Source organism: Lyngbya sp. CCY1209 (genome assembly GCF_055795065.1).
Window position 1 is genome coordinate 1 of the sequence record NZ_JAYFER010000617.1, and the last position, 26,753, is coordinate 26,753.

Consider the following 26,753-nt stretch of genomic DNA (forward strand, 5'->3'; position numbering starts at 1 on the left):
CTCCCCCCTTATCTCCCCCCTTACAAAGGGGGGTTGGGGGGGATGGGGGCGGGGGGGGGATCGAAGGGGGATAATGGGGGATCAAAATGTACCTCATAGCATCGAAAACTGCTGTATCAATGATCAATGATCCCTAATGGGTACCAGCAGCCCGTTTGTACGCCTCATCCAGAACTTCCGATAATGTCGGGTGGGTGTGGACGGAGAAGGCGAGGGTGTGCACCGACTGGCGGAAAGCGATCGCATTGGCGGCTTCCTGGATCAAGTCGGAGGCATGGGGGCCGAAGATATGCACCCCGAGAATTTCCCCGGTATCCTTGCGGAAAATAATCTTGGCCAGGCCGTCCGTGTGTCCGTCCGCGATCGCCTTGGAATTGCCCTTAAAATAGGTTTTCACCGCAGCCACCTCGAACCCTTCCGAGGCGCCCAACTCCTTGGCGGCGGGCTCCGTCATGCCGACGTAGCTGATTTCCGGGTGGGTGAAGGCGGCGGCGGGGATGCTGAGATAGTCCACGGTGCGATCGCGCCCGCAAATGGTTTCCACCACGGCCACCCCCTGGGCGGATGCGGCGTGGGCCAACATCATTTTACCCGTCACGTCCCCGATCGCCCACAGGTGCGGCACCGCCTCCGTACCCGACAAAACGCCCAGATGGCCATCGACGGGAATATAGCCCCGATTGGTTTCCACCCCGACATTTTCCAGTCCCAAATTCTTGCTGAAAGGAATCCGGCCCGTCGCCACCAGGCAGGCATCCACCTCCAAAACCTGTTCCACCTCCTTGGTTTTGGCGTCCGCCAGTTCGATAATCACCGGAGCACCCGGCGTCACCTTCATCGCCAATTTACCGGCGAAGGTTTCGATATGTCGAGATTTTAGCAGCACCCGTTCGGCCAATTTCGCGATATCCGGGTCGAAGGTGGGCATCAATTTAGGCAGGGCTTCGATCATCGTGATTTCGCAGCCCAAAGCCGTGTAAATATCGGCAAATTCCAAGCCGATGTAACCACTGCCGACAATGGCGATCCACTGCGGCAGCCACTCCAATTTCAGGGCGTCGTCGCTGGTAAAGACGGTTTTGTGGTCGATCTCGATGCCGGGGGGGACGAAGGGCACCGAACCCGGCGCCAAAATGATATCCTTAGCTGTGACAATTTTTTCCCCTTCTTCCGTCGCGATCGCCACTTTTTGGGGGGCTAAAACCTTTCCCCAACCCCGAATTGTATCGACTTTCAGCCGTTTAAGGCTGTTGGTGAGGTCGCCCCGCAGTTTGGCGACGATATTCTCGGCGTGGTCGGCGATGGTTTGGCGATCGAAATTCACCGCCCCCAACTGAATTCCCAAAGACTGCAAATGCTGCGCGTCTCGCAGTTCCCGCACCCGCCCCGAAGCCGCCAGCAGGGCTTTGGAGGGAATACAGCCCCGGTTGACGCAGGTTCCACCCATTTCGGCGGCTTCTACAATTGCGGTCTTCAACCCGCAACTCACCGCGTGGATCGCCGCTCCGTGTCCCCCCACACCCGCGCCGATAATCACCAAATCATAATCAAATTCTTGACTCACTGTATCTCTCCTGCTGCGATGATCTTCTGAATCATTTTGAACTAGAGGGGGGGCATCAGACAAGCCACCCAGCCGGGAAATAATTAACAATTAACAATCAAAAATTAACAATTAATAATTAATAATTAATTCCCTTCCCGACTCCCGACTCCCGACTCCCGACTCCCTCTCTTCCCCCCCCGACGGGAGGCCGTGCGGGGGGGGGAAATCTGACTCGTTTAGTTGGGGTTTAACTCCAGTTTCAACAGCCGCTTGCCGTGGACGACGGCGGCGACTGTCACCGTTTCATCTCGGACGCGATAGATGATGCGATAGGTGTAAGCAAATTGTTCTCGGATCGTTTCATCACCGAACTCCTGAACGATGCCGCCGGATAGGGGACATTTGCTCAGATCTCGGGTCGCCTCGATGATTCTCTGCACCACCGCCGCCGCGTAGGACACTGAGTCTCGCGCGATATAAGCCGCGATCGCATCGATATCATCAATGGCTGTCGGTGACCAAACTACTTGATAACCCATTTACTTACTAAACCTTCCGCTTCCTCTTGTGTTAGCTTGCGTTCGCTGTCGGCAACTGCAATACCCTGACGGTACTTTTCGATCACATAAAGGTGATATTGGACATCTTCGAGACTGCAATCTTCTGGCAAATTTTTTAACAGAAGTTCGATCTCTTGTTTGACAGTATTCATAAAATAAAGGGTCTTAATTTTATCGATCTGGCTTTATTATACGCGATCGCGACTCCCGAAGGCTTGACCGTTGGCCCGACGGCGAACCAAAAGTCGATCAGAAAACATCGGAGGACAGGACGCGACGGGTTCCCATCCACGACCGTAGACGCGAAACCACCGCGATCGCAGTCCCCCCCACAAATATCGGTGGTGCAAATGATCTCGGGTATTCGGTTCATAGCACGGATCGCAAATCAATGCAATACGAACTCAGATAATATCAGATTTTTTCCCCGAGATCGGCATTCATTATCGGTTTGACCGATCAAAAGTCGGCGAAGTTCGCGATCGCCTCCTGCAGCCGTTTCAGCGTCTCCTCGATGCTCAAACTGCCCAATTCTCCCCCGGCCCGGGTGCGGACGCTGAGGCTCTCCGACTCCACCTCCTTGGCGCCGACGACGGCCATCACCGGAATTTTCGCCTTCTCCGCGTTGCGGATCATCTTCCCGAGGCGATCGTGGCTGACATCGGCTTCGGCCCGAATGTCGAGCGATCGCATCCTCTCCGCCACCTCCCTCACGAAGGGCAAAAACTCGTCGCTCACCGGCAACAACCGCACCTGCACCGGCGCCAGCCACAGCGGGAAATCCCCCGCATACTGCTCGATGAGAATCCCCACCAACCGCTCCAGGGACCCGAAGGGCGCCCGGTGGATCATCACCGGACGCTGGCGGCTGCCATCCTCGGCGACATATTCCAAATCAAACCGTTCCGGCAAATTGTAGTCCACCTGAACCGTCCCCAACTGCCACTCCCGTTCCAACGCATCCTGGACGATAAAATCCAACTTCGGGCCGTAAAACGCCGCCTCTCCGATGCCCTCGAAATAATTCATTCCCAGGGTTTCCACCGCCCGCCGGATCGCCGTTTCCGCCTTCTGCCAAGCCTCCTCGGAGCCGATATATTTATCCGAGTCCGGGTCGCGGAAACTCAGCCGCGCCTTGAAGGACTGATCCAATTTCAGCTTCTTCAGAACCGACTGGATGAGGTCCACCACCTTCAAAAACTCGTCGTCCAACTGTTCCGGGGTGACGAACAGGTGGGCGTCGTCCTGGGTGAAGCCCCGCACCCGGGTCAACCCCCCCAATTCCCCGGACTGTTCGTAGCGGTACACCGTGCCGAACTCCGCCAGACGCACCGGCAATTCGCGATAAGAACGCAAACTGGATTTGTAAATCTGGATGTGGAACGGGCAGTTCATGGCCTTGAGCACGAACCCCTCATCCTCCGACTCTCCCATCATCGGAAACAGATCTTCCCGATATTTTTGCCAGTGGCCGGAGGTCTTGAACAGCTCCACCCGCCCGACGTGGGGAGTCACCACGGGTTGATAGCCCCGCCGCACCTGTTCCCGCTTCAAAAAGTCTTCCAACGTCGTCCGCAGCACCGCGCCCTTGGGCGTCCACAGGGGCAGTCCCGGCCCCACTTCGTCGGAAAAGATAAATAATCCCAACTCTTTCCCCAGACGGCGGTGATCCCGCCGCAGGGCCTCTTCCTTGCGCCGCTTGTACTCTTGCAGTTGTTCGGGGGTTTCCCAAGCCGTGCCGTAGATGCGCTGTAGCTGGGCTTTATTTTCGTCTCCCCGCCAGTAGGCACCCGCCACGGTTTCCAGGTCGATCGCCTTCGGGTTGATTTCTGCGGTACTCTCGACGTGGGGGCCGGCGCACAGATCCCACCACTCGTCCCCCAAATGGTACAGGGTGATCGGCTCTTTAAGGTCGGCGAGAATTTCCAGCTTGTAGGGTTCCCCGAGGGCTTCGATGCGGCGTTTCGCTTCTTCCCGGCTCACCTCTTCCCGCTCAAGGGGCAGTTTCCGCTTCAGGATTTTGACCATCTCTTTTTTGATGGCTTTGAGATCTTGCTCCGTGAACGGCTCCGGGGTGTCAAAATCGTAGTAGAAGCCGTTTTCAATCCACGGTCCGATCGTCACCTGGGCCTTGGGAAATAATTTCTGCACCGCCATCGCCATGACGTGGGAGGTGGTGTGGCGAATTCGCTTGAGCTGTTCGGATTCGCTGGTTTTCGGCAAATGGATTTTTTCGGGCTGCTCTGGAGCCATTTTGGAGTCTTCGATAGCCATCGATCCTCGATTGTGGTTGGGTGTCGTGTGCTGGCTGGGGGGGATTTCGAGTGAGCCGGGACTCGAAGCCCTCGGGCCGAGTCGCGCAGTTGTGCTGCCTTCCCCATTCCCTTGTCAGCCTATATTTTAACTAAATCTGGGAGGATTCCCCGATCGCCATTTTCCATCCCCCCGAACTCTACCCCACACCCCATCCTGAAAGTTTTCTTAAGAAAAATGTTACAAATTGTAAAGAGTGTTAAGATAAGTCAATGAGGTTAGTCAAGGTCAATCTCTACCCATGCTGAATCCCAACTTGCCGGAGCCGGAGTTGCTCAGGGCGATCCTGCAGCCGATGCTCGAAGACTTCCAATATTGGTTCGAGCGATCGCGGCAGCTCCTCGAAACTGAGAACATCCCCTTTTTGAACGACCAGCAACAGTCGGATGTCCTCGAACGCATCAAACAGGCCCAGCAAGAAGTCAACACGGCTAAAACGCTGTTTCACGCCACGGGGGGGCAGGTCGGCATTGAAATGAAGGTGCTGATGCCCTGGCACCAACTCCTGACCGAATGCTGGCAGATCGCCACCCGCTTTCGCCTGGAATCCTCCCCCCGCATCGAAAACGGAAATCCGAACTGATCGCCCATTGGAGGAGGAGGAAGCCCGTCCTTCTCTATGGCAGGTTGCCCCGCAGTCCCGGCCGCAGAGCTGCCGTCAACGGTATCTTTCGATTCCTTAATTCACGTTAGAGTTGTGGTATGAATTGGGGTGCGGGCCTTGACAATTGACAATTGACAATTGACAATTGACAATTGATTTCTTTCCCCGGACTCCCAATCCAGAAAAAATATCGGGGTAGAGCGACTGACCCGCATCGATCTGTTTTTAACAAAATCTTGTTTCAACCGACTGAGTGAGCATCAAGGAGAAACTTATGTTACATCTGATTTATATTTTGGCTTTTACAATCCTCGCATTCCTGGCAGTCCGCAATTTAATTCGCAGCCTCTTGACCGTCGGCATGGAATCTCAGCGGTACAATTCGCACCAGGGGGGCGGGTTCGGCCGGACGGCCGCGAGAAATGCCCGCGACATCCACCCCGAATTGCTCGACGAGTCGGGAAATGTGGTCAAAGAGCCACTGATGGTGATGCGATCCTTATCCGTCCAAGATGCTCGGACTCAGTTGGACAATCTTTACCAGTCTTCCCCCGGTTCCGCCGAAGAAGCCCGGGACGACAATTAACACGGCGACGATCGCCGGATTTTCAATATTTTCTAAGTGGGTTGGGTATCCGAAACGGTTGGATACTCAGCCCATCGGCGTTTGGAGACGGGTGGCGCGATCGCCCTCAAATTCGGATCAAAATGGGGTCCGAGCCGGGGTTGCGATAAAATTTGACGAGGATCTGTTTGTGATGCTCACCCGAATCTAGGGATCGTCGGTCTGTCACTTATGTTACACAAAAGAAAAACGTCAATTGCCACCCTGGCGTTGTTGTTTGCCCTTGCCGTTGCCCCCAAGTCGTTGGCGACGTCTCGATGGGCTTCTAACTCGAACCCCGAATCGCACCCCACCCGTGGGAGAACCGCGACGGCTTCGATGAAAGAGTCCGGACGCTCGGGAAACGGGAAACTCGTTGTCAGGGGGGGCGAAGGGGGGGATGCCTCCGTTCCGACTTCCGTGCTGTGGCCGAATTGGAATTTGCAATCCCCGCAGAACCGCAGGCTGTCGGTTGATGCGATCGCACCCACCGCATCGGTTCCCGAAGGCTTCGCCACCGGGTTTTCCGTTGCCGATTCCCGCCTCGAAACGTTTCAGGGAAAATCCATCGAATCCACTCCGTCCGATTCCGGGGTGATGCCCCCCCCAATTCCGGTGTGGCTGCTGACGATATTGCCCGCCGCTGCCTTGCTGGGGGTTCTCCTCTGGTGGGTGCAGCGCGACGATGGCACCCCCAAATCGACAATGGCTGAAAAACAGGATTTGCCGGAATCTTCCCAAGTTGAGGAACCGGAAAATTGGGTCTGCGAACCTGAACCGGAACCGCTTCGAGTCCGATCCGCCAACCCCCCCGCCGAGAAGATCCCGCCATCGCCATCTCCGGAAACCCATCAGGCGGCGATCGAAACTTCGGAATCGGAAAAAACTGATATTACTGATATCCAAGATTCGGATGATACTTTTATTCAAGATTCGGACGATACCTCTATTCAAGATCCAGAAACACTGACTGTTTCAGAGATAGCAGAAAAAGAACGAGTATCCGCCGAGCTCCCGCCGATGTCGGAAGTGGAAAAGATCGACCGGCCGGAAATTGCGATCGCCAAAAATTCATCGATCACCGGTGCGAATGTCACGTCAACGACGACGGAACCTTCTCCAGATATTGCACAAACAGATATGCAAAAGCCAGAACCCGAACCGGAAACCCAAAAATTAGAATCTTTCCCCGTCACGGCAGAAACGGATATGGAAAAGCCAAAACCTGAACCGGAACCCCCGAAAAAATTGCAGCCGGAGGATGCGATCGCCACTTCTGAGACGGTTTCGGAAGAAATAGAGCCGGAGGATGCGATCGGTGCTTCTGAGACGGTTTCGGAAGAAATAGAGCCGGAACTGGCGGAAATATCGAAGCAAACGACCCTCACGGGGGGTCAGGCGTGGGTTGTCGGTGCGGGGGACGATCGCGGCCAATTAGATGTCGAATCCAAAAAATTCAACGTCGGCCAGGAAGACGATGGGGAAACCCTCGGCATCGATGTTGATCGCGGACTGCCGGAACTGCCCGAGGGCTACAATCGCAACTGTATCGTGTTCATGCCCCGCGATCCCAATTGGGCCTACGCCTACTGGGATATCGGCAACGAACATCGGGAACCCCTGCGGAAAAAGGGGGGCAAACAACTGGCTCTGCGGGTGTACGATGTCACCTGGATCGACATGGATCAACAGCGTCCCCACAGTATGAAACAGTACGAGTGCGACGAACTGGCGCGGGAATGGCACATCCCGATCCCGATGAGCGATCGCGACTACATCGTAGAAATCGGCTACATCACCGAAAGCGGTTACTGGCTGGTTCTATCGCGGTCCGAATCGGTCCACATCCCCCCGATTTACCCCTGCGACCATTACGGCGATCGCTTCTACACCATCCCCTGGGAAGAAGATCTGCGGGGCAAAACCATTTGAATTGAAGGCAGTCGCGGCCGATATCGACCGGACGCATTGTCGGGCGGAACTGATAAACTGCTATAAGTAACGCCAGTTCAGCCGACCCCAACATCTATCAAGACTCAAATTCAGGTTGATCGACCCGCGGCCCCACCAAAAGGTCAGACCCCCTGAAAGGCGCTGTTTGTCTGAGGCTCACAGAGGGAACAAGAAACCATCAGATGAGTATTTCTATCTCAGTTCTAAGAGAATTGGTGCAGGCACTGCCCCACCTCCGACCCCAGATTTACTTCAAATCTTCCTTGACAGCGCTTTCTCATGCGATGGAAGATCAAGTGCTGGCCGGGTCGGATTTTCCCCTGGTGATCGCCACCTTCCAACGGGAACGCTTTTACCGCCAGGAAGCTCACCGTTACCGGCGGATTGCGGGGTTGACCCCCCAGGTTTACGTGATGGCCACGCCGGAAACCGAGTTCAAGAACGCCTCGATGGACTACGAAACCGTCGCGTTTGACGGCAAAGACCCGTTGAGCCAAGAGTGGAATTTGGTGGTTTTGGGGCGACAATATTCGACCTGTTTGGTTTGCATCGAACGGCAGGATTTGGCCGAAAATTCCGAGATGTCAAGCCAAGTGCCGATGGATCAGGCCCGCCCCTTCGAGGGAATCTGGACTTCCGATCGCCTCATTTGCGGCCAGGTCGCCCGGTTGCTCCTGGAACGGATCGAGCACTACAGGCCGGAACTCGAAACCAAAATCCGGGAAGCGTACCAAAGCTACAGCATACCCCAAGCGATCGAAAAGAAACGAAAAACCACCCGCAAATCTCCCCGAACTCAAACCCAATCCGTTCCGGCGGACTGTTCATCCGTCAACGATCCCTTCGCCCACCGCCTGGTGACATACCTGCAGGCGGGCCAGCACAAATTGCTGCGAGTTTACCGTTCCCTGGCGATTCAAGAGTGGAAAGAGCGGCTCGTCAATTCCATCACCGCCGCCATCCGCCAGTCCCTCGACCCCCACGAGGTACTCCAGATCGCCACCCGGCAATTGGGGGAAGCCATGAAAGCGCAGCGGTGCTTGATTTACCGCTGCAAATCCACGGATCGAACGGTCGTCGTCCAACACGAGTACCTGGAACCCTGTTCGGAGACCCCGGAAGTCTCCCCGGCCCGATCGTTGCGGGGGGAAACCTGGCCGCTTCAGGACAACCCATTATTTCAGAAAGTGTTGCGGCAACAGCAACATATCTATATGCGGGAAGTCGCAGACGTGGACGACCTCTCGGCGGAGGGTCGGAAAACCCTCGAAAACCTGACTCGTCTATGGGAAATCGGCGGATGGTTGATGGTTCCCATTTTGTACCAAGGTCAATTGTTGGGAATGGTGGAATTGCATCAGTGCGCGTCGAGCGACCGGATCTGGCAGGAGGACGAGCTGTCCCTGGTGGACGCGATCGCCACCCAACTGGCCGCCGCCCTCATCCAGGCGGAAACCTACGCGAACCTCGAAGATCTTAACCAACAACTCGAAGCCCTCGAACGCACCCGCAGCAACCTGATCGCGATCACGGGCCACGAACTCCGCACGCCGCTCTCAACGATCCAAGTTTGCCTGGAGTCCCTCAGCCAGGAACCGGATATGCCGGTGGAGATGCGACAGGTGATGTTGGAGACGGCCCAGGGGGATGCGGAACGCCTGCGGAAGTTGGTGCAGGACTTTTTGACCCTCTCACACCTCGAAAGCGGCCGCGTGGACTGGAATCCGGAATCCCTGCAGCTCGAAGAATGTATCGATCTGGCGATCAGCGGCATCCGCACCCGCCACGCCGAGAGCCTCCCCACCATCGAGAGGGAAATGAGCGCCGATTTGCCCCTGGTGCGGGCGGACGGGGAATGGTTGGTGGAATTGCTGACCAAACTGTTGGACAACGCCTGCAAGTTCACGAGTTCCGAGGGCCGGGTGACGATCCGCGCCCAACAAAACGGCGATCGGATGTTGGAGGTGACGGTGGCGGACACGGGGCGGGGCATCGAACCCAACCGCCTGGAGGCCGTGTTCGATCGCTTTTATCAGGAAGAGGGGTCCCTGCGTCGCACGGTGGGGGGCACGGGTTTGGGATTGGCGATCGGCAAACAAATCGTGACCGGGTGGGGCGGCAAAATTTGGGCGGACTCCGCCGGAAAGGATCGGGGTTCCCAGTTCCACTTTACGATTCCCCTGGCCGAAACTGATGTCGCCCCCGTCGAGTCCAAGAGGCGATCGCGGGTGATTTCGGGTTAGAAAAAGGGAGTCGGTATTAGGGAACCCTTGAGAACTCAAACCCCATGAAAATCGAGGTTTGGGAGTTTTCGCGGCTGCCTCGAGCAAGTTAACACACAAGCGCGCACTGCTATACAAACCGGATTTGATATTAAAACCCGTATTTTTTGATCTGTTGTGGGGCATAATTTTCCGGTTCGCTGGGGTCGAATCGGTCGAATTTTAAGTTTTCGTATCGGAGGGTGATCGTCGGGGGTTGCCGTCCTAACTGTTTCGCCATTTGGCGGGCGAGTCCGGTCAGAAAAATGTCGTCGGCGATCGCCTCGTGGTCGGTTTGTCCGAGGGGGAGATATCCCCACCGTTCAAATTGGGAGGTCATCCAGTAGGAAAAACTTTTCCAGGGGTAGGGGTCGAAATCGATGCGGTCGGGAACGTCGCGAGTTTGACCCGTACCATCGACAAATTGTCCGGTCATGACATCTCGGAGGATATCATCTCGGACATTGAGATATTCGGACGCCGAAAGTCGCCGCGCCACCTCCCCCCGATTTTGAGCGAGTCTGGCATAACTCGACCCTTCGATAATGGCTTGGTTGAGGGCGCGAAAGGTGTTGGGGTTGCGATCGATCCAATCCTGGGAGGCGGTGAAGGAACAGCAGGGATGGCCCGGCCAAAGTTCTCGGGTTAATAAATGAATGAATCCCACCCCCCGGGCGACCGCCAACTGGTTGAAGGGTTCGGCGACGATCATGGCATCGATTTCGCCCGTCCCCAATTTATTCACCATGTCGGGGGGGGGAAGAATGACCAATTCCACGTCGCGATCGGGGTGGACTTTTCCGGCGGCGAGATAGTACCGCAGCAGCAAATTGTGCATCGAATAAATAAAGGGAATGGCGATGCGAAATCCTTTGAAATCTTCGGGGCCTTTTACCTTGTCTCGGTGTTTGTTCGCCACGGTAATGGCGTTTCCGTTAATGTTTTCGATGCAAGCCAGTTTGATCGGAAAGGGGCGGCTTTGCAAGCCTAAACTGATGGCGATCGGCATCGGGGACAGCATATGATAGGCATCCAAATTGCCCGCGATCGCACTTTCTTGCACTTGGTTCCAGCTATTCATCCGCACCAATTCCACATCCAAACCATATTTTTTATACAGTCCCAAAGATTGAGACATTAAAATCGGCGTGGCGCAGGTGATCGGCAAAAAGGCAATTTTTAAACGGGTTTTTTCTAACCTTTTTGGGGACAAATTTTCCCCGGACTCCGGGTCGGGCGACCGGCTGCAATTGCTCAAAATTACCGCAGTAGAAGCGGCGGCACCGGTCAAAAATTGACGGCGTTTAACCCGGCCGGAAGCCGATCGCACCGCGGCGGATAAATCGGTCGATAAATTGATATTTCCGGAATTAGAGAGATGCGATCGCCCGCAATTCGGACAGATTTTGCTGGTCTTTGAAATCGGAAGGATCGATCCGTTCGGTCGGTTCATGGTTGACTCACCGTAACTTCAATAAAGACTCGTTGAGCCTTTGGGTATTGACTCTCAGGACGGCGATACTTTCGGAGTTTTGGCGGGCCGCCTGGTTGAGGTCGTTCATCGATTCGCCCACCTGTTTCAGGGCGAATAATTGTTGATCGGCTGTTTGAGAAATGGTTTGATTGTTGATATAAACTTGGTGAAAGGCTTCCGACACTCCGGCAAATGCAGCCGACATATTTTCGGCGCTGCCGACACTTTCGACCACCGTTTCTTTGCCTTCTTCCGTGGCGCTGACGGTGGTTTGAATGGCGTCTTGGATATCGACGACGAGGGTATTGATGTCGGCGGCGGACTGCTTGCTGCGGTCGGCCAGCTTGCGAATTTCCACCGCCACCACCCCGAATCCCCGCCCCTGTTCCCCCGCCCGCACCGCCTCCACGGAGGCATTTAAAGCCAGTAAATTGGTCTGGTAAGCCAGGGTGCTGACCATGTGGGCCATGCGGTTGATTTGCAGGGATTTTTCGCTCAATTGCAGGCTGCGATCTGCGATCGCCTCGACTTTTTGGCGCAACAATTCCATGCGGTCCAATGTCTGCTGAACCGCTTCGCTCCCCTTTTCCGCCAGAGACAGCGCCCGGCGAGCTTCCGCCGCGGCCGCTTTCGCCTGTTCCGTGGAGTTCCGTACCGTCGCATTTAACTCGTCAACGGTCGTGGTGGTTTGATTGATGGAACTCGCCTGCAAAGAAAGGTTGCGTTCTTGTTCCTCCAAAGCCGTCGCAATTTCTGAGGAAAAAGCGGCAATTTGGGCGGTTTCGCGATCGATGGTATTGGCAATTCCGAAACCGAGGGTCAGCACCGCCAAACCGCAGATCGCTGTACTTCCGAACACCAAAATTGTCAGCCATCCCAACAGTCGAATTTGCCGATTCTGCTGCTCCGTTAGCTGCACCCGTTTGATCCGATCAAAATCGTTCACCAATTCTTCCAACTGCCGGGCGATCGCCTGACCTTCCGACCGCCCCAACACCTCGAAGACTTTTTCCAGTTTCCCCAATTCTACATAGGAAATCAGGCGGCGGTCGAACTCGTTCACGCGATCGCCGAGGGTGATGATCCGCTCCAAACTTTCTCGCTGATCCGCCTGTTGAATGAGACCCCGCAACTCCTCGGATTTCTCATAAAATAGCGTGTCCCATTCTTCATATTCATTCAGGGCGATCAGATTTCGCCCCAGGATGTATTCCCGGGCGGCCCGCTGCATGGCAACGATGCTGAATGCCAGGTTATCGACCTGTTCGATTTCGCCGTAAATGCGATCAACATTTTGGATCTGGTATCGGACGGGTTGCACTCCCATAAAATAGACCAGAAACGCTACGATCAAAAACAAAATTAAGGGGATAAAATAACCTCGGAGAATTCGTTGTCGCAGGCTTCCTCCTTTCCAAGAAAAAAGGGTTCGCAAGTGTTTCAGCATCGTTTGATTACCCCATGAACGTACCGATCGAGTTGTCGGGGAGCGGGTTTGAGATGCACCTTCCGCCCGGTATCCCGATCGCGGCGGACTCAATTTCATGTCGGCGAGGCGATCGCCTGCGAATTCAATTTCCACCGAGTTTCGTCCGCTTGAGCCACAGCGATGCGACAAGGGTCGCAGTTCCTCCGATGAGCCCCAAAATCAACCCAACTCCGAGACGACGGCCTTTTTGAACAGCGATCGCGGCGGCGACCCCTCCGAGCAAACAGTGGAAATTCAGGAACAAATAGAGATTGGGGTCGATGGGTAGATCTGACAGGTCGAATCGTTAATGAGTCAACCGGAGCGACGGGATTGCCAGTTCAATTAATTGTTATCTATTATCTCATCCGACGGATGCCCGGTGAAGGCGACGTAACAAATCCACATCGAGATAGGTCGCGCCGTCCGCGGCACCCCATCTCACCTCGAAGGGGCGATCGGGTTCTCCCAGGTGATTTAAGACCAGTAAAGCCCCCGCAAAATCCTGGTTTCGGGTGTAGTCGTTGACGGTGATGATCGGTTTCAACCCCGCCGCCCGGGCCGCCGCCAAACCTTGACAGGAGTCTTCGATCGCCACGCAATCCCGGGCCGTCAGTTGCAACTGTTCGAGGGCGTAATGGTAAATATCCGGGGCGGGTTTTTTCTCGGGGACGACATCTCCGGCGGCGACGACTTCAAACCAACTCGGATCGAGGATTTGTTCCAAAACGGCCATCGCGTTGGGGAGGGCGCTGGTGGTGGCGATCGCCAGGCGGATGCCGCGATCGCGGGCCTCTTGGATCAACCGCTTCACCCCCGGACGGGGGGGAATCGCGCCGGCGGCCAAAAGTTCCTGATAATAGTGGTTTTTCCGTTTGTGAACCGCGACGATCCAATCGTCCAAGGAACCGGGGGGGTCGAAATCCGGGCGATCGCGTTCTAAATAATAGCGGAGGCGTTCTTTTCCCCCCGAAACCGCCAACAATTCGCCGTACAAAGAATTCGACCAATTCCAGTCCAGACCGACATCAGAAAAGGCCCGGTTGAACGCCACCCGGTGGCCGTCCCGTTCCGTCTCGGCGAGGGTGCCGTCCACGTCGAAAATAATCGCTTTTAACTCGTCCATCGATCGCTAAAGTTGGGGTTTTTCATCGTCTTCTGGAATCTCGGGACAGCGAGGGCCGGATTTGATCCGGTAGCCTTCCTTTTCGAGTCGTTCGACAAAGTGAGTCGGATCGGCATCTTGATCTCGGGAAGTTGAAGAATCCGCCGGGGGATTCTGCCGTTGCTGCCGGCGCTGGCGTTTCAGTTTAGCCTGTCGTCCCATCGGTTTTGACCCGTACAATCGAAATTTCTTTTTTTATTTTATCATCACGGCGATCGCCCCCATTCTGTCCCCTCCCCTCGCCAAGGGGAGGGCCGGGGTGGGGTTGTTGACTCAATCTTTTTGACCCGATTTCGCGGCTTCGATCCGTTCGCGATCGCCCGCAAAAAACCGGTCCAGATCGATCGCCTCATCCCCCTTATTTTCCCAGAGGCTGAACATCGAACCCAACTGGAACCAAATCAATAAAGCGGTGGGAATGACGACGGCGGCACCCGCGATCGCCGAAAACCAGTTGACTTCAAAAAAGACCGCCAGACTCGTCGAAACCGACACCCAAACGCACAGCGACATGGCGAGATAGGCGACGGTGAGATTGGGGGTTTTGTAAGTGATTTTCGTTTGGTTTAAATCTTCCTTCCAAACGGCGACCTGATATTCCAACATATCTTTGAAAATCAAGCCGAAAATAATGGCAAACAGCGTGGAAGCAATGATGGCGATATAAATGGGCTGGACAACTAACGTTTCAGAAGAGGACATGAGTAACAATTGATAGGGGAACAATCCACAGATTGTTTTTTAGTATAACACCCGAATTCAAATTGGAACAGTTCCCGACTCCCCACTCCCGACTCCCCACTCCCGTCCCCTTCAGGACTCGGGTTCGGAAATCAAAATCTTGCCTTCTCCGTCGATTTCCAGGTCGGTTTCGGGGAAATTATTTTTCGTCAAATTGCGAATCAAGCCGACGCTGCGAAACGAATGATCCAGGTAGGGAATACCTTGGTTGTTGAGGTGTACCGGAATGATTTTCCCCTCCACAAAATTGCCCACGGGGTCGAGTTGGGCTTCCAGCACCAGAGAATAGCCCAACTGTGCCCGGGTGGAGAGGGTGCGGTATCCCATAAAATTCCCCAGAGAATAGGCGATGAGTTTGCCGTCGTACAACTCCAAAGCCCGGGGAACGTGGGGGCCGTGTCCGAGTACCAAATCGGCCCCCGCGTCGATCATCGATCGCGCAAATAACACCTTGTTGCCCCGATTTTCCCCGTAGAAATATTCCGTTTTATTGTCAATATTTAAAGCCGCCGTCCCCTCCGCGCCGGCGTGGACGGAGACGACGACGATATCGGCATTTTCCGCCGCGGCCGCGATCAGGGCTTGCGAGGCTTCCAGGTCGTTCATGTTGTTGTGGACGTCGAAATAGCTGAAGCCGACAAAAGCCGTCTGGACTCCCTTGACTTCGTGGTAGACGATCTGATCCTTTTTGCCCACCGCTTTCATGCCGGCTTTTTCGATATTGGCGATCGTATCTTCAAAGCCGGTTTCAAAGAAGTCGAAGGAGTGGTTGTTGGCGACGCTGAGAACGTCAAATCCGGCCTCTTTCAACAGCGCAGTGTATTCCGGGGGGGTGCGGAAGGCGAAGACCAAACCCCGGCCGACACTTTTGGCGCTGTTGGGGTAGTTGGTGAGGGTACTTTCAAAATTTCCGAAGACGATATCAGCCCCCTGAAGTGCCGGTTTCACCGACTGGAATAAAACCTGTTTTTGGGGGTGTAATTTATTGGAGGGGTAATTGGTGCCGGGGATGATATCTCCCACCGCCTTGATCGAGATCCGCGTGTCCGGATCGACGGGATTTTCCAAAGAAGAAAGGGTCAATTCGGAGAGGCGGGTCAGGGTTTCGACGGTGTCTCGGGTGGGAACCTCTTCCGCCGCGAAGGGATTCATTTGGGCGGATTGGGAAAAGGAGAAATCGGGCAGTTCGGGGAGTTGAGAAAAAGCCGTCGAGAGGGTGGGGGGGAGGGCCGCCAGGGAAGCGGAGACGCGATCCCACCCGGCACCGATCGCAAAACTGGAGATGGGCAGAACCGCAATACCGATCGCCCCCACGACGGCCAGGGGTTTGCACCTCGGTTTGGGGTGGGGCGCAGGCCGTTTCGATGCCGTTTGAGGGGGCTGGAGGGGGCGTGAAGGGGTCGAAGCGGTTTTTTTGGCAGTTTTTTTAGATTTGCGTTTTCGAGTCGGTTTTGGGGCTGTTTTTGGGGGTTGGGCGGTGGGGACTTCCGCCGGAATCGTGGCGGGGGGCGGGGACTGCAAGACCAGGGTCTGAATCCAGGCGACGGACTCCTGGGTGTCGGGCCGTCCCATGACGGTGACTTCCGAGATCGACTGCGGCTGTAGGCGCCTCATCCCCTTGTGAATGAGGCGCATCGAGGCAGCCCGGTCTGGAACGGTTTCGGATTCTAGAGTAATGTAGAGATGATGATTTTCGACCCGGAGATCGGCCCGAACTTGTCTGGCTTTGAGCGCCTGATTGAGCAAGAGGGCGATCGCATTCGCATCTCCCGCCTGGGCGGACTCAAGGATCTGTTGCTGACTCACGCGCGGAACTCCTCACACCAATTCATAAGAATTAAACTCCTATGATACGTCGAGTTGTCCGCGGCGGGGACACTCGGCCGGGGCGATCGGGGAGGGAAAGTGAATTCGATAAAGATACAATGGGGAAAGTCGTGCGACTTTTTGGAATTTCAGTCAGGGGTTGGCGCGAGTCCTTGGGGCTGTTTAGAATCATTCAGAGACTTGGGAGGAAAAGACTTTGGCCGTCCAATACAGTTACGACAGCAGCGAAGATGCGACGCCCCGGCGACTACTCGTCACGGGTGGCGCCGGGTTCATCGGGTCCAACTTCGTCCATCACTGGTGTCACGCCCATCCGAGCGATCGCATCGTGGTTTTGGATGCCCTCACCTACGCCGGAAACCGGCAAAATCTGGCTGCGTTGGAAGGTCAGGAACAATTTCGCTTCGTTCAGGGGAACATCTGCGATCGCACTTTGATCGATCAATTACTCCAAGAAGAGGCGATCGATACCGTCGCCCACTTCGCCGCCGAGTCCCACGTCGATCGCTCCATCATCGGCCCGGACGCCTTCATTCAAACCAACGTCGTGGGAACCTTCACCCTGTTGGAAGCCTTCAAACAGTATTGGGAACACCAGCAAAAACCCGATGACTACCGCTTCGTGCACGTCTCCACCGACGAAGTGTTCGGCAGTCTCGGCCCCGACGACCCCGCCTTCAGCGAAACCACCCCCTACGCCCCCAATAGCCCCTACTCCGCCTCCAAAGCCGGCAGTGACCACCTGGTGCGGGCCTACCACCACACCTACAGCCTGCCCACCCTGCTCACCAACTGCTCCAACAATTACGGACCCTACCACTACCCGGAAAAACTCATCCCCCTGATGTCCATCAACATCCTGTTGGGCAAACCCCTCCCCGTCTACGGGGACGGGCAGAACGTGCGGGATTGGCTCTACGTCCTCGACCACTGCCGCGCCCTGGACACGGTGATCCACCGGGGCATTCCCGGGGAAACCTACAACATCGGTGGCAACAACGAAGTCAAAAATATCGACCTGGTGCAGATGATCTGCCGGATTATGGACGAGCTGGCCTCCCAGCACCTGCCCGTCAAGCCGTCGAGGGAACTGATCACCTTCGTCAAAGATCGCCCGGGCCACGATCGCCGCTACGCGATCGACTCCACCAAAATTAAAACCCAGTTGGGATGGGCCCCCCTCGTCACCGTCGAAGAAGGGCTGCGGCAGACTTTGGGCTGGTATCTGACCCACAAAACCTGGTGGGAACCCCTGTTATCCGAAGAATACCAAGCCTACTACCGGCAGGTCTACGCCTAGGCCCCGGCTATTTCCAGGGCCAAAAACTTGCCCAAAATCACCCAAACCTGGAACAATAGAGAAACGCACGATCGCAGAACTCTCAGAACCTGAGTGCACGGGTTGTGTGGAGCGATCGCACTCCACGACCGTCAGACCGCGATCGATGTGCGGCTCGATTGACTTTCAAGAAGAGGAGAACCGTTTTGAAAAAACTACTGTCAGTGATTTTACTGGGCGTCGCCCTGTTCACCTTCGCCATCCAGAGTCCGGCTTGGGCTGATGGAGATGTGGCGAAGGGAGCCCAGGTCTTTGCCGCCAACTGCGCCGCCTGCCACATGGGTGGAAAGAACGTGGTCAACCCCGCCAAAACCCTGAGCAAAGCCGACTTGGAAAAGTACGGTATGTTATCAGAAGAGGCGATCGTCACCCAAGCCACCAACGGCAAGGCAGCGATGCCCGCATTTAGAGGACGGCTGAAACCGGACGATCTCAAAAATGTTGCTGCCTACATTCTCGATAAAGCTGACAAAGGTTGGTAAGTTCCCGGGCTAGAATAACCCAGGATCTCGCAATGAGTCCGTTTTGGGGGTGAAGCGTTCAGGCTAGAAAGTCGGATTGAGAAATCCCGATTTTTGGCTCGAAGGTTTCGCCCCCTTGGTATTTGTAGCACTGAAGCGAGGGGGTGTGGGGTGTGGGGTGTGCTCGGTGGGGTGTGGGGAATTTTAGATTGTAGGGGCAGTGCCTCCGTGCCTGCCCACCCCCAATTCAACCTCCGCCTCCTGGAGCCTCCTGGAGCCCCTGGAGTCCCTGGAGCCCCTGGAGCCCCTGGAGCCCCTGGAGCCCCCCCTGCCCCCCACGGAGATGCGGTTACAATTTCGGGCATCTGCTATGGTGATATGAAGATGAACTCGATCCTCGAACTCGCGAATCCGAGTGTTTTGTGCCCGAATCTGGCCGCCAACCCGAATTAAATTCCAGTGCAATGTTCGTGCAAGCGAAACTAACCGAGCGACAACAACACATCCTCTGGGCAACCGTCCGACACTATATCGCGACGGCGGAACCGGTCGGCTCCAAATCCTTGATGGAAGAGTACAATCTCAAGGTGAGTCCGGCGACGATCCGCAACAATATGGGGGCACTGGAAAAAGCCGGACTGCTCTACCAGCCCTACACCTCCGCCGGGCGGGTGCCCTCGGATTCGGGGTATCGGATTTACGTCGATCGCCTGATCACCCCCTCCGACACCCTCGCCAAGGAGGTGGCCCGACTTTTGCGAGAACAACTGAATTTTGAGCGTTGGAGTTTGGAGGCTGTGCTGCGAGGTGCAGCCCAAATTCTATCCACCCTCAGCGGCTACATTTCCCTGATCACCATGCCCCAAACCCAAACCGAACGCCTCCAACACTTGCAACTGGTGCCGGTGGGGGCGGGGAAAATCATGGTCATCATCGTCACCCACACCTATCAAACCCAGTCGATTTTGATGGAAATTGCCCCGACGGTGGAGGGGATGCCCCCGGGAAGTTCGGGCGGCGGGGAGGACGGAAATTTGGTCGAACAGGAGTTGCAACTGCTCTCCAATTTTCTCAACCACGAATTGAAGGGGCGGTCCCTCGGGGAACTCTGTGCCCTCGACTGGACGGAGGTGGACCGGGAGTTTCAGTCCTACGGCAACTTTATCAAGCAGTTGCTCGAAAGTTTGCGCGATCGCCACCAAACCCCCGAGTATACCCGCATTCAGGTCAGCGGCGTCTCGGACGTGCTGCGGCTGCCGGAATTTTCCCAACTGGACCAGGTGCAGACGATCCTGCACCTCCTCGAAGACGAACAGGAGCAACTCTGGCCCCTGATTTTCGCGGCCCCCGAATCCCAACAACAGGTGAACATCCGCATCGGGTCCGAAAATCCCCTCGAACCGATCCGCAGTTGCACGTTGATCTCGGCGCCCTACTGCCAGAATTCCCTCCCCATCGGCAGCGTCGGCATTTTGGGGCCGACCCGCATGGTCTACGAAAATGCGATCGCCCTGGTGGAGGCGACGGCCAATTATCTATCCGAAGCCCTCAGTCAGAATTAGGGAAAATGAAAAATGAAAAATGAATGCGATCGCCCCCCATTTCAGGAGCGATCGCATCATTTTCAATCAATCATTCCCTTCAGCTTTTGGGGATGCTGATGTCGATGGACCGGACTTGCAAATTGTCGTCGAGGGCATTGAGCGGCGGTTGGATGTCGCGCTGATTTCCCACCACGAGGGTGACCAGATTTTCGGGTTGGAGATACTTTTGGGCGACCCGCTGCACGTCGGCGACGGTCGTCGCTTCCACATTGCGCCGGTACTCGAAAATGAAGTCTTCCGGATAGCCGTAATATTCGTACCGCATCAGCCGGGAAAGGGTCTGGCCGGGGGCGGCAAAATTGAACACGAAGGAATTCAAAGTGGACTCCTTGGCGTAGGCGAGTTCTTCCGGCGAAATCGGTTCGGTGCGGATGCGCTCAATTTCCGATTCGATCGCCCGAATTAAGGGAACCGTGGCGTCGGAGCGGGTCTGTCCCCCGGAAATAAATAAGCCGGGATAGTCGTAACGGGGACTCCAGACCCCGTAAACGGAATAGGCCAACCCCTGGCGCGATCGCACTTCGTTGAACAGCCGGCCGCCGAACCCGTTCAAAACCCCGTTGAGGACCGTCAGTTCGGGATAGTCGGGATCGTCGGCTGTGCCGCCCAAATGCCCCATCTGGACGTAACTCTGGGTGAGTTGGGGTTGGTCGATCAAGAAAACGCCGCCCGCTTGGGCCTGGGAAACGGCCGGCAGGGGGGGAATTTTGGCCTGGGGTGAGGGTTCCCAGTCGCCGAACTGCTCGGCGATGAGCACTTGCATCCGTTCGGAGTCAAAATCCCCCACCACGCCCAAAATCATGTTTCCGGGGTGGAAATACTGGCGGTGAAACGCGACCAAATCCTCCCGGGAAATGCGATCGAGGGTTTCATATTCCACGGTTCGGGCGTAGGGGCTCTCGTCGCCGTAGATCAGCTTGTGAAATTCCCGGCCCGCGATCGCTTCCGGGTCGTCGTTGCGGCGGGCGATCCCGCCCCGCTCCTGGGTTTTCGCCAGTTCCAACTGCCGCGGGTCGAAGGCCGGTTCCCGGAGCACCTCGGCAAATAAGCCGAACACGGCATCGAGGTCTTCGCTCAGGGTGTTGAACCCGGCCGAACCCATCGTTTCCCCAATGCCGGTTTCCACCGCCGCCGCCTTGCGTTCGAGAATTTGATTCAACACTTCGGGGGGGTGGTCGAGGGTGCCACCGGTCCGCATCACTTCTCCCGTTAAGCCAGCCAATCCCACCTTGTCCGCCGGTTCAAAGCGGCTACCCGTCCGAAACAGGGCCGTCCCGCTCACCAGGGGCAGTTCGTGGTCTTCCATCAGAAAAACCGTGATGCCGTTGTCGAGTCGGTAGCGGGTGTACTCCGGCAGTTGCAGTTCCGGCAGGGGAGGAAATTCCAGTTCCGTGTAGTGTTTGGGAGTCCCGGCGGTGGCGGGCAGGTGCCAGACCACCGTCAGCAGCATTGTCACCATCGCCAGGGAGGCGAGGAATAATTTTGACTTCTTAAATCTCACGCCGATCTTGAATTGCATAGTTAATTGTCGTTTTCACAGAGGGGAAGCAAACCAGGAAAAGAAAGTCTTGTCCACTCAAAAATCAGGTCAAAAGCCGTCACTTTTTAGAAGTGAGGAGTCGGGAGTGAGGAACTGTCTCTTTTCTCTTTTCTCTTTTCTCTCTTCTCTCTTCTCCAACGGTCATACTTTTGACTTTTTAATTGGTCTCGTCTCGGGAGAGGAGACGGCCGACGGTGCGGTTTTCCGGGCGGAAGGTGTTCCGAGCCACCCGCTGGATGTCGGCGGGGGTGATGGCCTCGATCGCTTCGAGGGTTTTGAACAAATTCGTCCAGGTTCCGGTTTTCACTTCGTAGTCCAGGAGGGCGAAGGCCATGCCCATGCTGGAATCGAGCGATCGCAACAGGTTGGCGCGAGCTTGGGTTTTGACCCGCTCCAACTCTTCGGCGGAGACGGGTTCGGTTTTGAGGCGATCGATTTCTGTTCTCAAGGCCCCGGCGACTTCATCCACCGTGTGGCCCGGTGCGGTCAGGGCGTAAAATAGCATCAAATTGGCGTACTTGTCCCCGGGATAGGTGCTGATCCCCTGGGCGGCCAGGGCGAGCTGCTGTTGTTCCACCAGGGAGCGGTAGAGGCGGGAGGTGCGGCCGTTGCTGAGGATGCCGGCGATCGCGTCGTACACGACATGATCGGGGTGGTCGATGGCGGGGCGGTGATACCCTTCCAGATACCAGGGTTGGGAGGGCAAAGATTTGGTGACTTCCCGGATTTCTTTCTGGGGCGGTTCCACCGCGTCCAATTCCGGCGGTTTGGGTGCGGCGGGATAGCGGCCGAAGTAGGTTTGGGCCAGCTCCCGGACGCGGTTCGGATCGACGTCGCCCACCACGGCGGCGGTCAAATTGTTGGGGACGTAGTAGGTTTCAAAGAAATCCCGGACGTTCTGCCGCGTCAAGTTTTGTATATCTTCGGTATAGCCGATCACCGGGCGCTTGTAGGGGTGCACCTTGAAGGCGGTGTCGGCGAAGGCTTCGATCATCTGGCCGACGGGGGAGTTGTCCGTCCGCAGCCGCCGTTCTTCCAGGATCACCTGTTTTTCTTTGTAAAATTCTCGGAAGACGGGTTCCAAGAAGCGCTCCGACTCCAGGGACATCCACAGTTCCAGCTTGTTGGCCGGGAGGCTGTAGAAGTACATTGTGGCGTCGGCGGAGGTCGCCGCGTTCATGCCCACGCCCCCGGCCTGTTCGACGATGCGGCCGAATTCGTTTTGTTTGACGTATTTCGACGCTTCGAGTTGGACTCGTTCAAATTCGGCCGTCAGGGCGGCGACTTTTTCCGAGTCCCTCCGCGCTTGGGCGGTTTGGAGGTCGTCGAAGAGGCGGTCGAGTTTGTCGAGGAGGGGTTTTTCGGCCTCGTAGTCCGTTGTGCCGATGCGCTTGGAACCTTTGAAGGCTAAATGTTCCAAATAGTGGGCGACTCCCGTCTGTCCGGCGGGTTCGTCGGCCCCCCCGACATCCGCGTAGATCAGAAATGACACCACCGGGGCCTGTTGCCGCTCCAACACGATGAATTTCATGCCGTTGTCGAGGCGAAATTCCGTCACGCCGTCGCGGACGCGATCGAGATAGGGTTGGATGGAAGTGGAGGGGACGGGGGTTTCATCGGCCCGGACGGGCTCTCCCCAGAGAAAAGTCCCGATCGCGATCGCCAGGAAGACGGCCAAAACTCTCCGCGGCCAGGGATGGCGAGATTGGGGTTGGGGACGGGGTGAGGTGGCGAACCAAGGTAGATTCATAAATTTAGATGTGTTCAGATGGCTCCGAAACTGGGTGAAATTTGCACAGAAATTGGCTGGGACGACAAGTCGTCTCATTCAATCTTAATTAATCTTAATGTTTTCATCAATCTTCCGGAAGAAGACATGAAGAGTTTTTTCATTCCCGTCAACTGTCCGACCGGAAATGATACCCTAAAACAACATAAAGCACGGACGTGAGGGGGTGTGCCAGCCGTCCAATGCGTAACCCTCTTCAGTTTCTTGTTTACCGCACAAACCTCACTCAATAAAATTATGGCAACGCTCAACCAGTCCCCAGAGGTGGAAACCGAAATATCCGCTCGCATCCGACAGGCCGCCACGAAACTCTTCGCACGGCGGGGATATGACGGGACGACGATCCGCGATCTGGCCGCCGAGGTGGGAGTCGCCGAGGGGACGGTCTTTCGCTACTTTCCCACCAAAAAAGCCATCTTAATTGCCGTCGTGACCGAAGGATGGGTCGAGATTTTGACGGACTTGCTCACCGAACTCAGTGAAATGGGGAACTACAACGCGATCGCCCAGGTGATGCGGCGGCGGATTGTCAGCCTGCACAGCAACACCGACTTGCTGCGGGTTTGCTTCCTCGAAGCCCAATTTCACCCGGAATTGAGCGATCGCATCCAGTCGGAAATTATCGCCAAAATGAGCGACGTGGCCGAGGCCTTCTTTGAAACCGCGATGGATCGGGGCGTCTACCGCCGGATGAACCCCCGGGTCGTTGCCCAAGTCTTTTTGGGAATGTTCGCCGTCGCCGGCTTCAGCTACCGCACGATCATCGAACCCGGCGCCTCCCCCGCCGACTTGCAGGAAATGGCCGAAGGGCTGACGGATATTTTCCTCAATGGCGTCGTAGCCAGGGAGTAGGGGTGTGGGGTGTGGGGTGTGGGGTGTAGGGAATTTTAGATTTTAGATTCTCCTGTGCCCCTCCGCCCCCCTGCCTCCTACAAACACCGAGCCTGCTGTATCCAGATTTGGACGCGATCGACGGAGGGGCAGAGATCGCGGCGGTGCAGGGTGGCGACGTGGAGGCGCAAGATTTGCTGGTGGAGGCGGTGGACGGGCATTTGGGCCAGTTGCGTCACCGAGCCGATGCCGCTGTGCAACAGCAGTCCGCAGTGTTGGCAGCCGACGCTGGGAACGCGGGCCAAATCTGCCATCGCCACCCACTTGCTGACGTCGCGGAGGTTGATTTGCAGCCGATTGGCCAACATCATCTTTTGGGCGTGGGTTTGGCCTTTTTGGAGGAGTTGCTGGGTGGTTTCGATGCCGCACCCCCGGAGAAGTTGCAGGTTTTCGTCGCCGATCCCCGGGAGTTGGGCGATCGGCCAGTCGCAGGCTTGAATGGAATTGGTATTCGTCGGTCGGATTCGTGCCATAAATTCACTCAAGAAGGACGGTTGATGACTGAGTTCCGAACGGACTTCGCCATGAAGATATCGGGTTTTCCGGGTCCGTTGGCGTCCGGCATCACTCCCACGATCGCGAAACCGCACTTCAGATAGAATTCATAGGGGTGGCGATGCGGGTTCCTAATTGTAGCAAGATGTTCCCAGCAGTTTGGGTATAGGTCTACACCTGCAATGGAGGTCAGACCCAGTATCGGGGTGTGGGGTGTGCTCGGTGGGGTGTAGGGTGTAGGGTGTAGGGTGTAGGGAAGAATTGACAATTACCAATCGTCAATTGTCAATTATCAATTGTCAATTATCCATTATCCATTATCCATGCAACTCCCCGACCCTTCCGATCGCCTCGCCGACACCCTGCGCCGCCGCCGGCAAAAACTCGCCCAACTCATCGATTTTCCCGTCCTGCTGTGGTCCGGCGGGGCGCGATCGCGGAATTTTCCCGCCAACACCTACCCCTTCCGCGCCAGCAGCCATTTTCTCTACTTCGCCGGACTCAACCTGGCTGATGCGGTGATCCAATTGGACGGGGGGCGGATGACCCTATTTTTGGACGACGAACTGCCGGGGAGCGCCCTCTGGCACGGGGAAATGCCGTCTCGGGAGGACATTGCCGCCGCGATCGGGGCCGACGCCGCCTTTCCGAAATCGGAGTTGAGGGCGGACGGTGCGTCCGTGGCGACGGTGCGGGTGCAGGATCTGGGAACTCTCGCCGAACAAGAACGCATTCTGGGGCGCTCCGTTGCCCCTCCGGCGGACGCGGAGGGCTGGGATGGGGAACTGGTCGGGGCGATCGCTTCGGAGCGTCTGAGCCACGATGAGGGGGCGATCGCGGCACTCCGGGAGGCGACTGCGGTGACGGTGGAAGCCCACAAAGCGGGGATGGCGGCGACCCGAACCGCCGCCCGGGAAAGTCAGGTGCGGGGCGCGATGGAAGGGGCTATCCTCGCCCACAACATGACCTGTTCCTACAACAGCATCGTCACCGTCCACGGGGAAGTCCTGCACAACGAACAATATCACCATCCCTTGCAACCGGGAGACCTGCTGCTGGCGGACGTGGGGGCCGAAACGCCGGGGGGATGGGCCGGAGACGTGACCCGCACTTGGCCGGTGTCCGGGACGTTTTCCCCCACCCAGCGGGAGATTTACGATTTGGTTTTGGCGGCCCACGATCGCTGCATCGAAAAGGTGCGGCCCGGGGTGGAATATCGGGAGATTCACCTATTGGCGGCGGCGGTTTTGGCGGAAGGATTGGTGGATCTGGGAATTTTGCGGGGTCGCCCGTCGGATTTGGTGGAACGGGACGCCCACGCCCTGTTTTTCCCCCACGGCGTCGGCCACCTGTTGGGGTTGGATGTCCACGACATGGAGGATTTGGGCGACCGGGCGGGGTACGCACCGGGGCGGAAACGGAGCGATCGCTTCGGTTTGGGTTTTCTGCGCTTAGATCGCCCGCTGCAGCCCGGGATGGCCGTGACGATCGAGCCGGGTTTCTATCAGGTTCCGGCGATTTTGAATGATCGCAAAAATCGGGAAATTTATCGGGATGCGGTGAGTTGGGAGCGGTTGGAACGGTTTGCGGACGTGCGGGGAATTCGCATCGAGGATGATGTTTTGGTGACGGAAACGGGGGCGGAGGTGTTGACGGCAGCCCTGCCGAATCCTGCGGGGGCGATCGAAGAAATGGTGCGGGGAAATGTTCCGGCTGAACCCACCGCCCCCCCAACCTCGACGGCGGGGAAACGTTAAATATCTTTACATTCGATTTTTGAGTCCTTTTGACGTCCTCCCCGCCGTGAAACGGGTGGGGATTTTTATCAGTCGTCGAACGGCGAAAGGTCAACCCATTTTCGTCGATGGGGTAGGGAATCCGGGGATCGGGGCAGGGGCGTTCAACTGGGAAAAAGCGCGATCGCGCGCTGGGAAGTATCGGTAACATTTTATACCCTGGCTTCCCGGTTTTTTGCGTGAAGTGACGGATGCAGATACGGCATATATAATAGACAGGGTTCCTAAATGGCAAATATACGGTTGAGTCAGCACCCCCGGCTGAAGCACGGGGGCTTCGTGCCCTCCCCTTCAGGTAGCTGACCAGCTATCGCCTTAACTG

At 56.4% G+C, this 26,753-nt stretch carries 23 protein-coding genes; 9 read left to right on the forward strand and 14 right to left on the reverse strand.

Translation table 11 applies throughout. The annotated features are described in order from the left end of the window. Positions 1 to 133: 133 nt before the first annotated feature. The 5 genes from lpdA to thrS form a co-directional block, all read right to left on the reverse strand. On the reverse strand, positions 134 to 1,564 hold the full coding sequence (gene lpdA, locus AC0QHF_RS23380; RefSeq protein WP_324706665.1) for a dihydrolipoyl dehydrogenase: 1,431 nt from the start codon (positions 1,562 to 1,564) through the stop codon (positions 134 to 136). Positions 1,565 to 1,782: 218 nt separating this feature from the next. Next, entirely contained in the window at positions 1,783 to 2,085 is a 303-nt protein-coding gene (locus tag AC0QHF_RS23385; protein ID WP_324706666.1) for a type II toxin-antitoxin system RelE/ParE family toxin, read from the reverse strand. Next, on the reverse strand, positions 2,070 to 2,258 hold the full coding sequence (locus AC0QHF_RS23390) for a hypothetical protein (RefSeq protein WP_324706667.1): 189 nt from the start codon (positions 2,256 to 2,258) through the stop codon (positions 2,070 to 2,072). The genes AC0QHF_RS23385 and AC0QHF_RS23390 overlap by 16 nt, the downstream gene beginning before the upstream one ends. Positions 2,259 to 2,294: 36 nt before the next feature. Continuing rightward, the gene (locus tag AC0QHF_RS23395; RefSeq protein ID WP_324706668.1) at positions 2,295 to 2,498 is read right to left on the reverse strand and encodes a hypothetical protein; all 204 of its coding nucleotides are present in this window, start codon (positions 2,496 to 2,498) and stop codon (positions 2,295 to 2,297) included. Positions 2,499 to 2,565: 67 nt separating this feature from the next. Continuing rightward, entirely contained in the window at positions 2,566 to 4,380 is a 1,815-nt protein-coding gene (gene thrS / locus AC0QHF_RS23400; RefSeq protein WP_324706669.1) for a threonine--tRNA ligase, read from the reverse strand. A gap of 280 nt (positions 4,381 to 4,660) precedes the next feature. Here thrS and AC0QHF_RS23405 point away from each other — a divergent pair, with 280 nt between their 5' ends. From AC0QHF_RS23405 to AC0QHF_RS23420, 4 genes are all read left to right on the forward strand, one after another. Then, a complete protein-coding gene (locus AC0QHF_RS23405) occupies positions 4,661 to 5,002 on the forward strand; it encodes a DUF2605 domain-containing protein (RefSeq protein WP_324706670.1) in 342 nt (113 codons plus the stop codon). 295 nt (positions 5,003 to 5,297) lie between these two features. After that, positions 5,298 to 5,609 (forward strand): DUF2973 domain-containing protein, encoded by a 312-nt coding sequence (locus tag AC0QHF_RS23410; RefSeq protein ID WP_324706672.1) that lies wholly within the window; start codon positions 5,298 to 5,300, stop codon positions 5,607 to 5,609. A 210-nt stretch (positions 5,610 to 5,819) separates the two neighbouring features. Continuing rightward, positions 5,820 to 7,559, forward strand: a complete 1,740-nt coding sequence (locus AC0QHF_RS23415; protein ID WP_324706673.1) for a DUF4912 domain-containing protein — start codon at positions 5,820 to 5,822, stop codon at positions 7,557 to 7,559. Between the two features lie 203 nt (positions 7,560 to 7,762). After that, positions 7,763 to 9,823 (forward strand): DICT sensory domain-containing protein, encoded by a 2,061-nt coding sequence (locus tag AC0QHF_RS23420; protein ID WP_324706674.1) that lies wholly within the window; start codon positions 7,763 to 7,765, stop codon positions 9,821 to 9,823. 130 nt (positions 9,824 to 9,953) lie between these two features. Here AC0QHF_RS23420 and AC0QHF_RS23425 read toward each other — a convergent pair whose 3' ends face one another. From AC0QHF_RS23425 to AC0QHF_RS23450, 6 genes are all read right to left on the reverse strand, one after another. Further along, entirely contained in the window at positions 9,954 to 11,294 is a 1,341-nt protein-coding gene (locus AC0QHF_RS23425; protein ID WP_324706675.1) for an ABC transporter substrate-binding protein, read from the reverse strand. Between the two features lie 7 nt (positions 11,295 to 11,301). Then, entirely contained in the window at positions 11,302 to 12,897 is a 1,596-nt protein-coding gene (locus tag AC0QHF_RS23430) for a methyl-accepting chemotaxis protein (RefSeq protein ID WP_324706676.1), read from the reverse strand. Between the two features lie 250 nt (positions 12,898 to 13,147). Further along, positions 13,148 to 13,909 carry an HAD-IA family hydrolase gene (locus tag AC0QHF_RS23435; protein ID WP_324706677.1) on the reverse strand — a complete coding sequence of 254 codons (762 nt, stop codon included), beginning with the start codon at positions 13,907 to 13,909 and terminating at the stop codon, positions 13,148 to 13,150. Positions 13,910 to 13,915: 6 nt separating this feature from the next. Next, positions 13,916 to 14,110: a hypothetical protein gene (locus AC0QHF_RS23440; RefSeq protein WP_324706678.1), complete on the reverse strand. Its 195-nt coding sequence runs from the start codon at positions 14,108 to 14,110 to the stop codon at positions 13,916 to 13,918. A 111-nt stretch (positions 14,111 to 14,221) separates the two neighbouring features. Beyond that, entirely contained in the window at positions 14,222 to 14,650 is a 429-nt protein-coding gene (locus tag AC0QHF_RS23445; RefSeq protein ID WP_324706679.1) for a hypothetical protein, read from the reverse strand. A gap of 111 nt (positions 14,651 to 14,761) precedes the next feature. Further along, positions 14,762 to 16,495, reverse strand: a complete 1,734-nt coding sequence (locus AC0QHF_RS23450; RefSeq protein WP_324706680.1) for a CapA family protein — start codon at positions 16,493 to 16,495, stop codon at positions 14,762 to 14,764. A gap of 217 nt (positions 16,496 to 16,712) precedes the next feature. Between AC0QHF_RS23450 and rfbB the strand changes: the two genes are divergently transcribed. The 3 genes from rfbB (at position 16,713) to hrcA (ending at position 19,878) form a co-directional block, all read left to right on the forward strand. Beyond that, complete coding sequence (gene rfbB / locus AC0QHF_RS23455; protein WP_324706681.1) at positions 16,713 to 17,816, forward strand: dTDP-glucose 4,6-dehydratase; 1,104 nt, start codon at positions 16,713 to 16,715, stop codon at positions 17,814 to 17,816. Positions 17,817 to 18,001: 185 nt separating this feature from the next. Further along, entirely contained in the window at positions 18,002 to 18,337 is a 336-nt protein-coding gene (gene petJ / locus AC0QHF_RS23460) for a cytochrome c6 PetJ (protein WP_324706682.1), read from the forward strand. A 443-nt stretch (positions 18,338 to 18,780) separates the two neighbouring features. After that, positions 18,781 to 19,878, forward strand: coding sequence for a heat-inducible transcriptional repressor HrcA (hrcA, locus tag AC0QHF_RS23465; RefSeq protein ID WP_473113739.1), 1,098 nt, complete (start codon positions 18,781 to 18,783; stop codon positions 19,876 to 19,878). A 79-nt stretch (positions 19,879 to 19,957) separates the two neighbouring features. Here the strand turns inward: hrcA and AC0QHF_RS23470 are convergent, their stop codons facing one another. Next, positions 19,958 to 21,439 carry a M16 family metallopeptidase gene (locus tag AC0QHF_RS23470; RefSeq protein WP_324706683.1) on the reverse strand — a complete coding sequence of 494 codons (1,482 nt, stop codon included), beginning with the start codon at positions 21,437 to 21,439 and terminating at the stop codon, positions 19,958 to 19,960. A 178-nt stretch (positions 21,440 to 21,617) separates the two neighbouring features. Then, the gene (locus tag AC0QHF_RS23475) at positions 21,618 to 23,210 is read right to left on the reverse strand and encodes a M16 family metallopeptidase (RefSeq protein WP_324706684.1); all 1,593 of its coding nucleotides are present in this window, start codon (positions 23,208 to 23,210) and stop codon (positions 21,618 to 21,620) included. A 276-nt stretch (positions 23,211 to 23,486) separates the two neighbouring features. On the opposite strand from AC0QHF_RS23475, the gene AC0QHF_RS23480 reads away from it, so the two are divergent. Continuing rightward, entirely contained in the window at positions 23,487 to 24,101 is a 615-nt protein-coding gene (locus AC0QHF_RS23480) for a TetR/AcrR family transcriptional regulator (protein ID WP_324706685.1), read from the forward strand. A 77-nt stretch (positions 24,102 to 24,178) separates the two neighbouring features. Here the strand turns inward: AC0QHF_RS23480 and AC0QHF_RS23485 are convergent, their stop codons facing one another. Next, positions 24,179 to 24,613 carry a DUF4332 domain-containing protein gene (locus AC0QHF_RS23485; RefSeq protein ID WP_324706686.1) on the reverse strand — a complete coding sequence of 145 codons (435 nt, stop codon included), beginning with the start codon at positions 24,611 to 24,613 and terminating at the stop codon, positions 24,179 to 24,181. A 345-nt stretch (positions 24,614 to 24,958) separates the two neighbouring features. Between AC0QHF_RS23485 and AC0QHF_RS23490 the strand changes: the two genes are divergently transcribed. Then, positions 24,959 to 26,392 (forward strand): aminopeptidase P family protein, encoded by a 1,434-nt coding sequence (locus AC0QHF_RS23490; protein ID WP_324706687.1) that lies wholly within the window; start codon positions 24,959 to 24,961, stop codon positions 26,390 to 26,392. Positions 26,393 to 26,753 lie beyond the last annotated feature (361 nt).

What these genes read in the sequence shown, in the direction of transcription:
- AC0QHF_RS23410 (WP_324706672.1), top strand. Translation starts at nt 5,298, where the DNA reads ATGTTACATCTGATTTATATTTTGGCTTTTACAATCCTCGCATTCCTG.
- AC0QHF_RS23440 (WP_324706678.1), bottom strand. Translation starts at nt 14,110, where the DNA reads ATGGGACGACAGGCTAAACTGAAACGCCAGCGCCGGCAGCAACGGCAG.
- AC0QHF_RS23420 (WP_324706674.1), top strand. Translation starts at nt 7,763, where the DNA reads ATGAGTATTTCTATCTCAGTTCTAAGAGAATTGGTGCAGGCACTGCCC.
- AC0QHF_RS23425 (WP_324706675.1), bottom strand. Translation starts at nt 11,294, where the DNA reads ATGAACCGACCGAACGGATCGATCCTTCCGATTTCAAAGACCAGCAAA.
- AC0QHF_RS23415 (WP_324706673.1), top strand. Translation starts at nt 5,820, where the DNA reads ATGTTACACAAAAGAAAAACGTCAATTGCCACCCTGGCGTTGTTGTTT.
- AC0QHF_RS23435 (WP_324706677.1), bottom strand. Translation starts at nt 13,909, where the DNA reads ATGGACGAGTTAAAAGCGATTATTTTCGACGTGGACGGCACCCTCGCC.
- hrcA (WP_473113739.1), top strand. Translation starts at nt 18,781, where the DNA reads ATGTTCGTGCAAGCGAAACTAACCGAGCGACAACAACACATCCTCTGG.
- AC0QHF_RS23385 (WP_324706666.1), bottom strand. Translation starts at nt 2,085, where the DNA reads ATGGGTTATCAAGTAGTTTGGTCACCGACAGCCATTGATGATATCGAT.
- AC0QHF_RS23405 (WP_324706670.1), top strand. Translation starts at nt 4,661, where the DNA reads ATGCTGAATCCCAACTTGCCGGAGCCGGAGTTGCTCAGGGCGATCCTG.
- AC0QHF_RS23390 (WP_324706667.1), bottom strand. Translation starts at nt 2,258, where the DNA reads ATGAATACTGTCAAACAAGAGATCGAACTTCTGTTAAAAAATTTGCCA.
- AC0QHF_RS23475 (WP_324706684.1), bottom strand. Translation starts at nt 23,210, where the DNA reads ATGAATCTACCTTGGTTCGCCACCTCACCCCGTCCCCAACCCCAATCT.
- AC0QHF_RS23470 (WP_324706683.1), bottom strand. Translation starts at nt 21,439, where the DNA reads ATGCAATTCAAGATCGGCGTGAGATTTAAGAAGTCAAAATTATTCCTC.
- AC0QHF_RS23480 (WP_324706685.1), top strand. Translation starts at nt 23,487, where the DNA reads ATGGCAACGCTCAACCAGTCCCCAGAGGTGGAAACCGAAATATCCGCT.
- thrS (WP_324706669.1), bottom strand. Translation starts at nt 4,380, where the DNA reads ATGGCTATCGAAGACTCCAAAATGGCTCCAGAGCAGCCCGAAAAAATC.
- AC0QHF_RS23445 (WP_324706679.1), bottom strand. Translation starts at nt 14,650, where the DNA reads ATGTCCTCTTCTGAAACGTTAGTTGTCCAGCCCATTTATATCGCCATC.
- AC0QHF_RS23485 (WP_324706686.1), bottom strand. Translation starts at nt 24,613, where the DNA reads ATGGCACGAATCCGACCGACGAATACCAATTCCATTCAAGCCTGCGAC.
- AC0QHF_RS23490 (WP_324706687.1), top strand. Translation starts at nt 24,959, where the DNA reads ATGCAACTCCCCGACCCTTCCGATCGCCTCGCCGACACCCTGCGCCGC.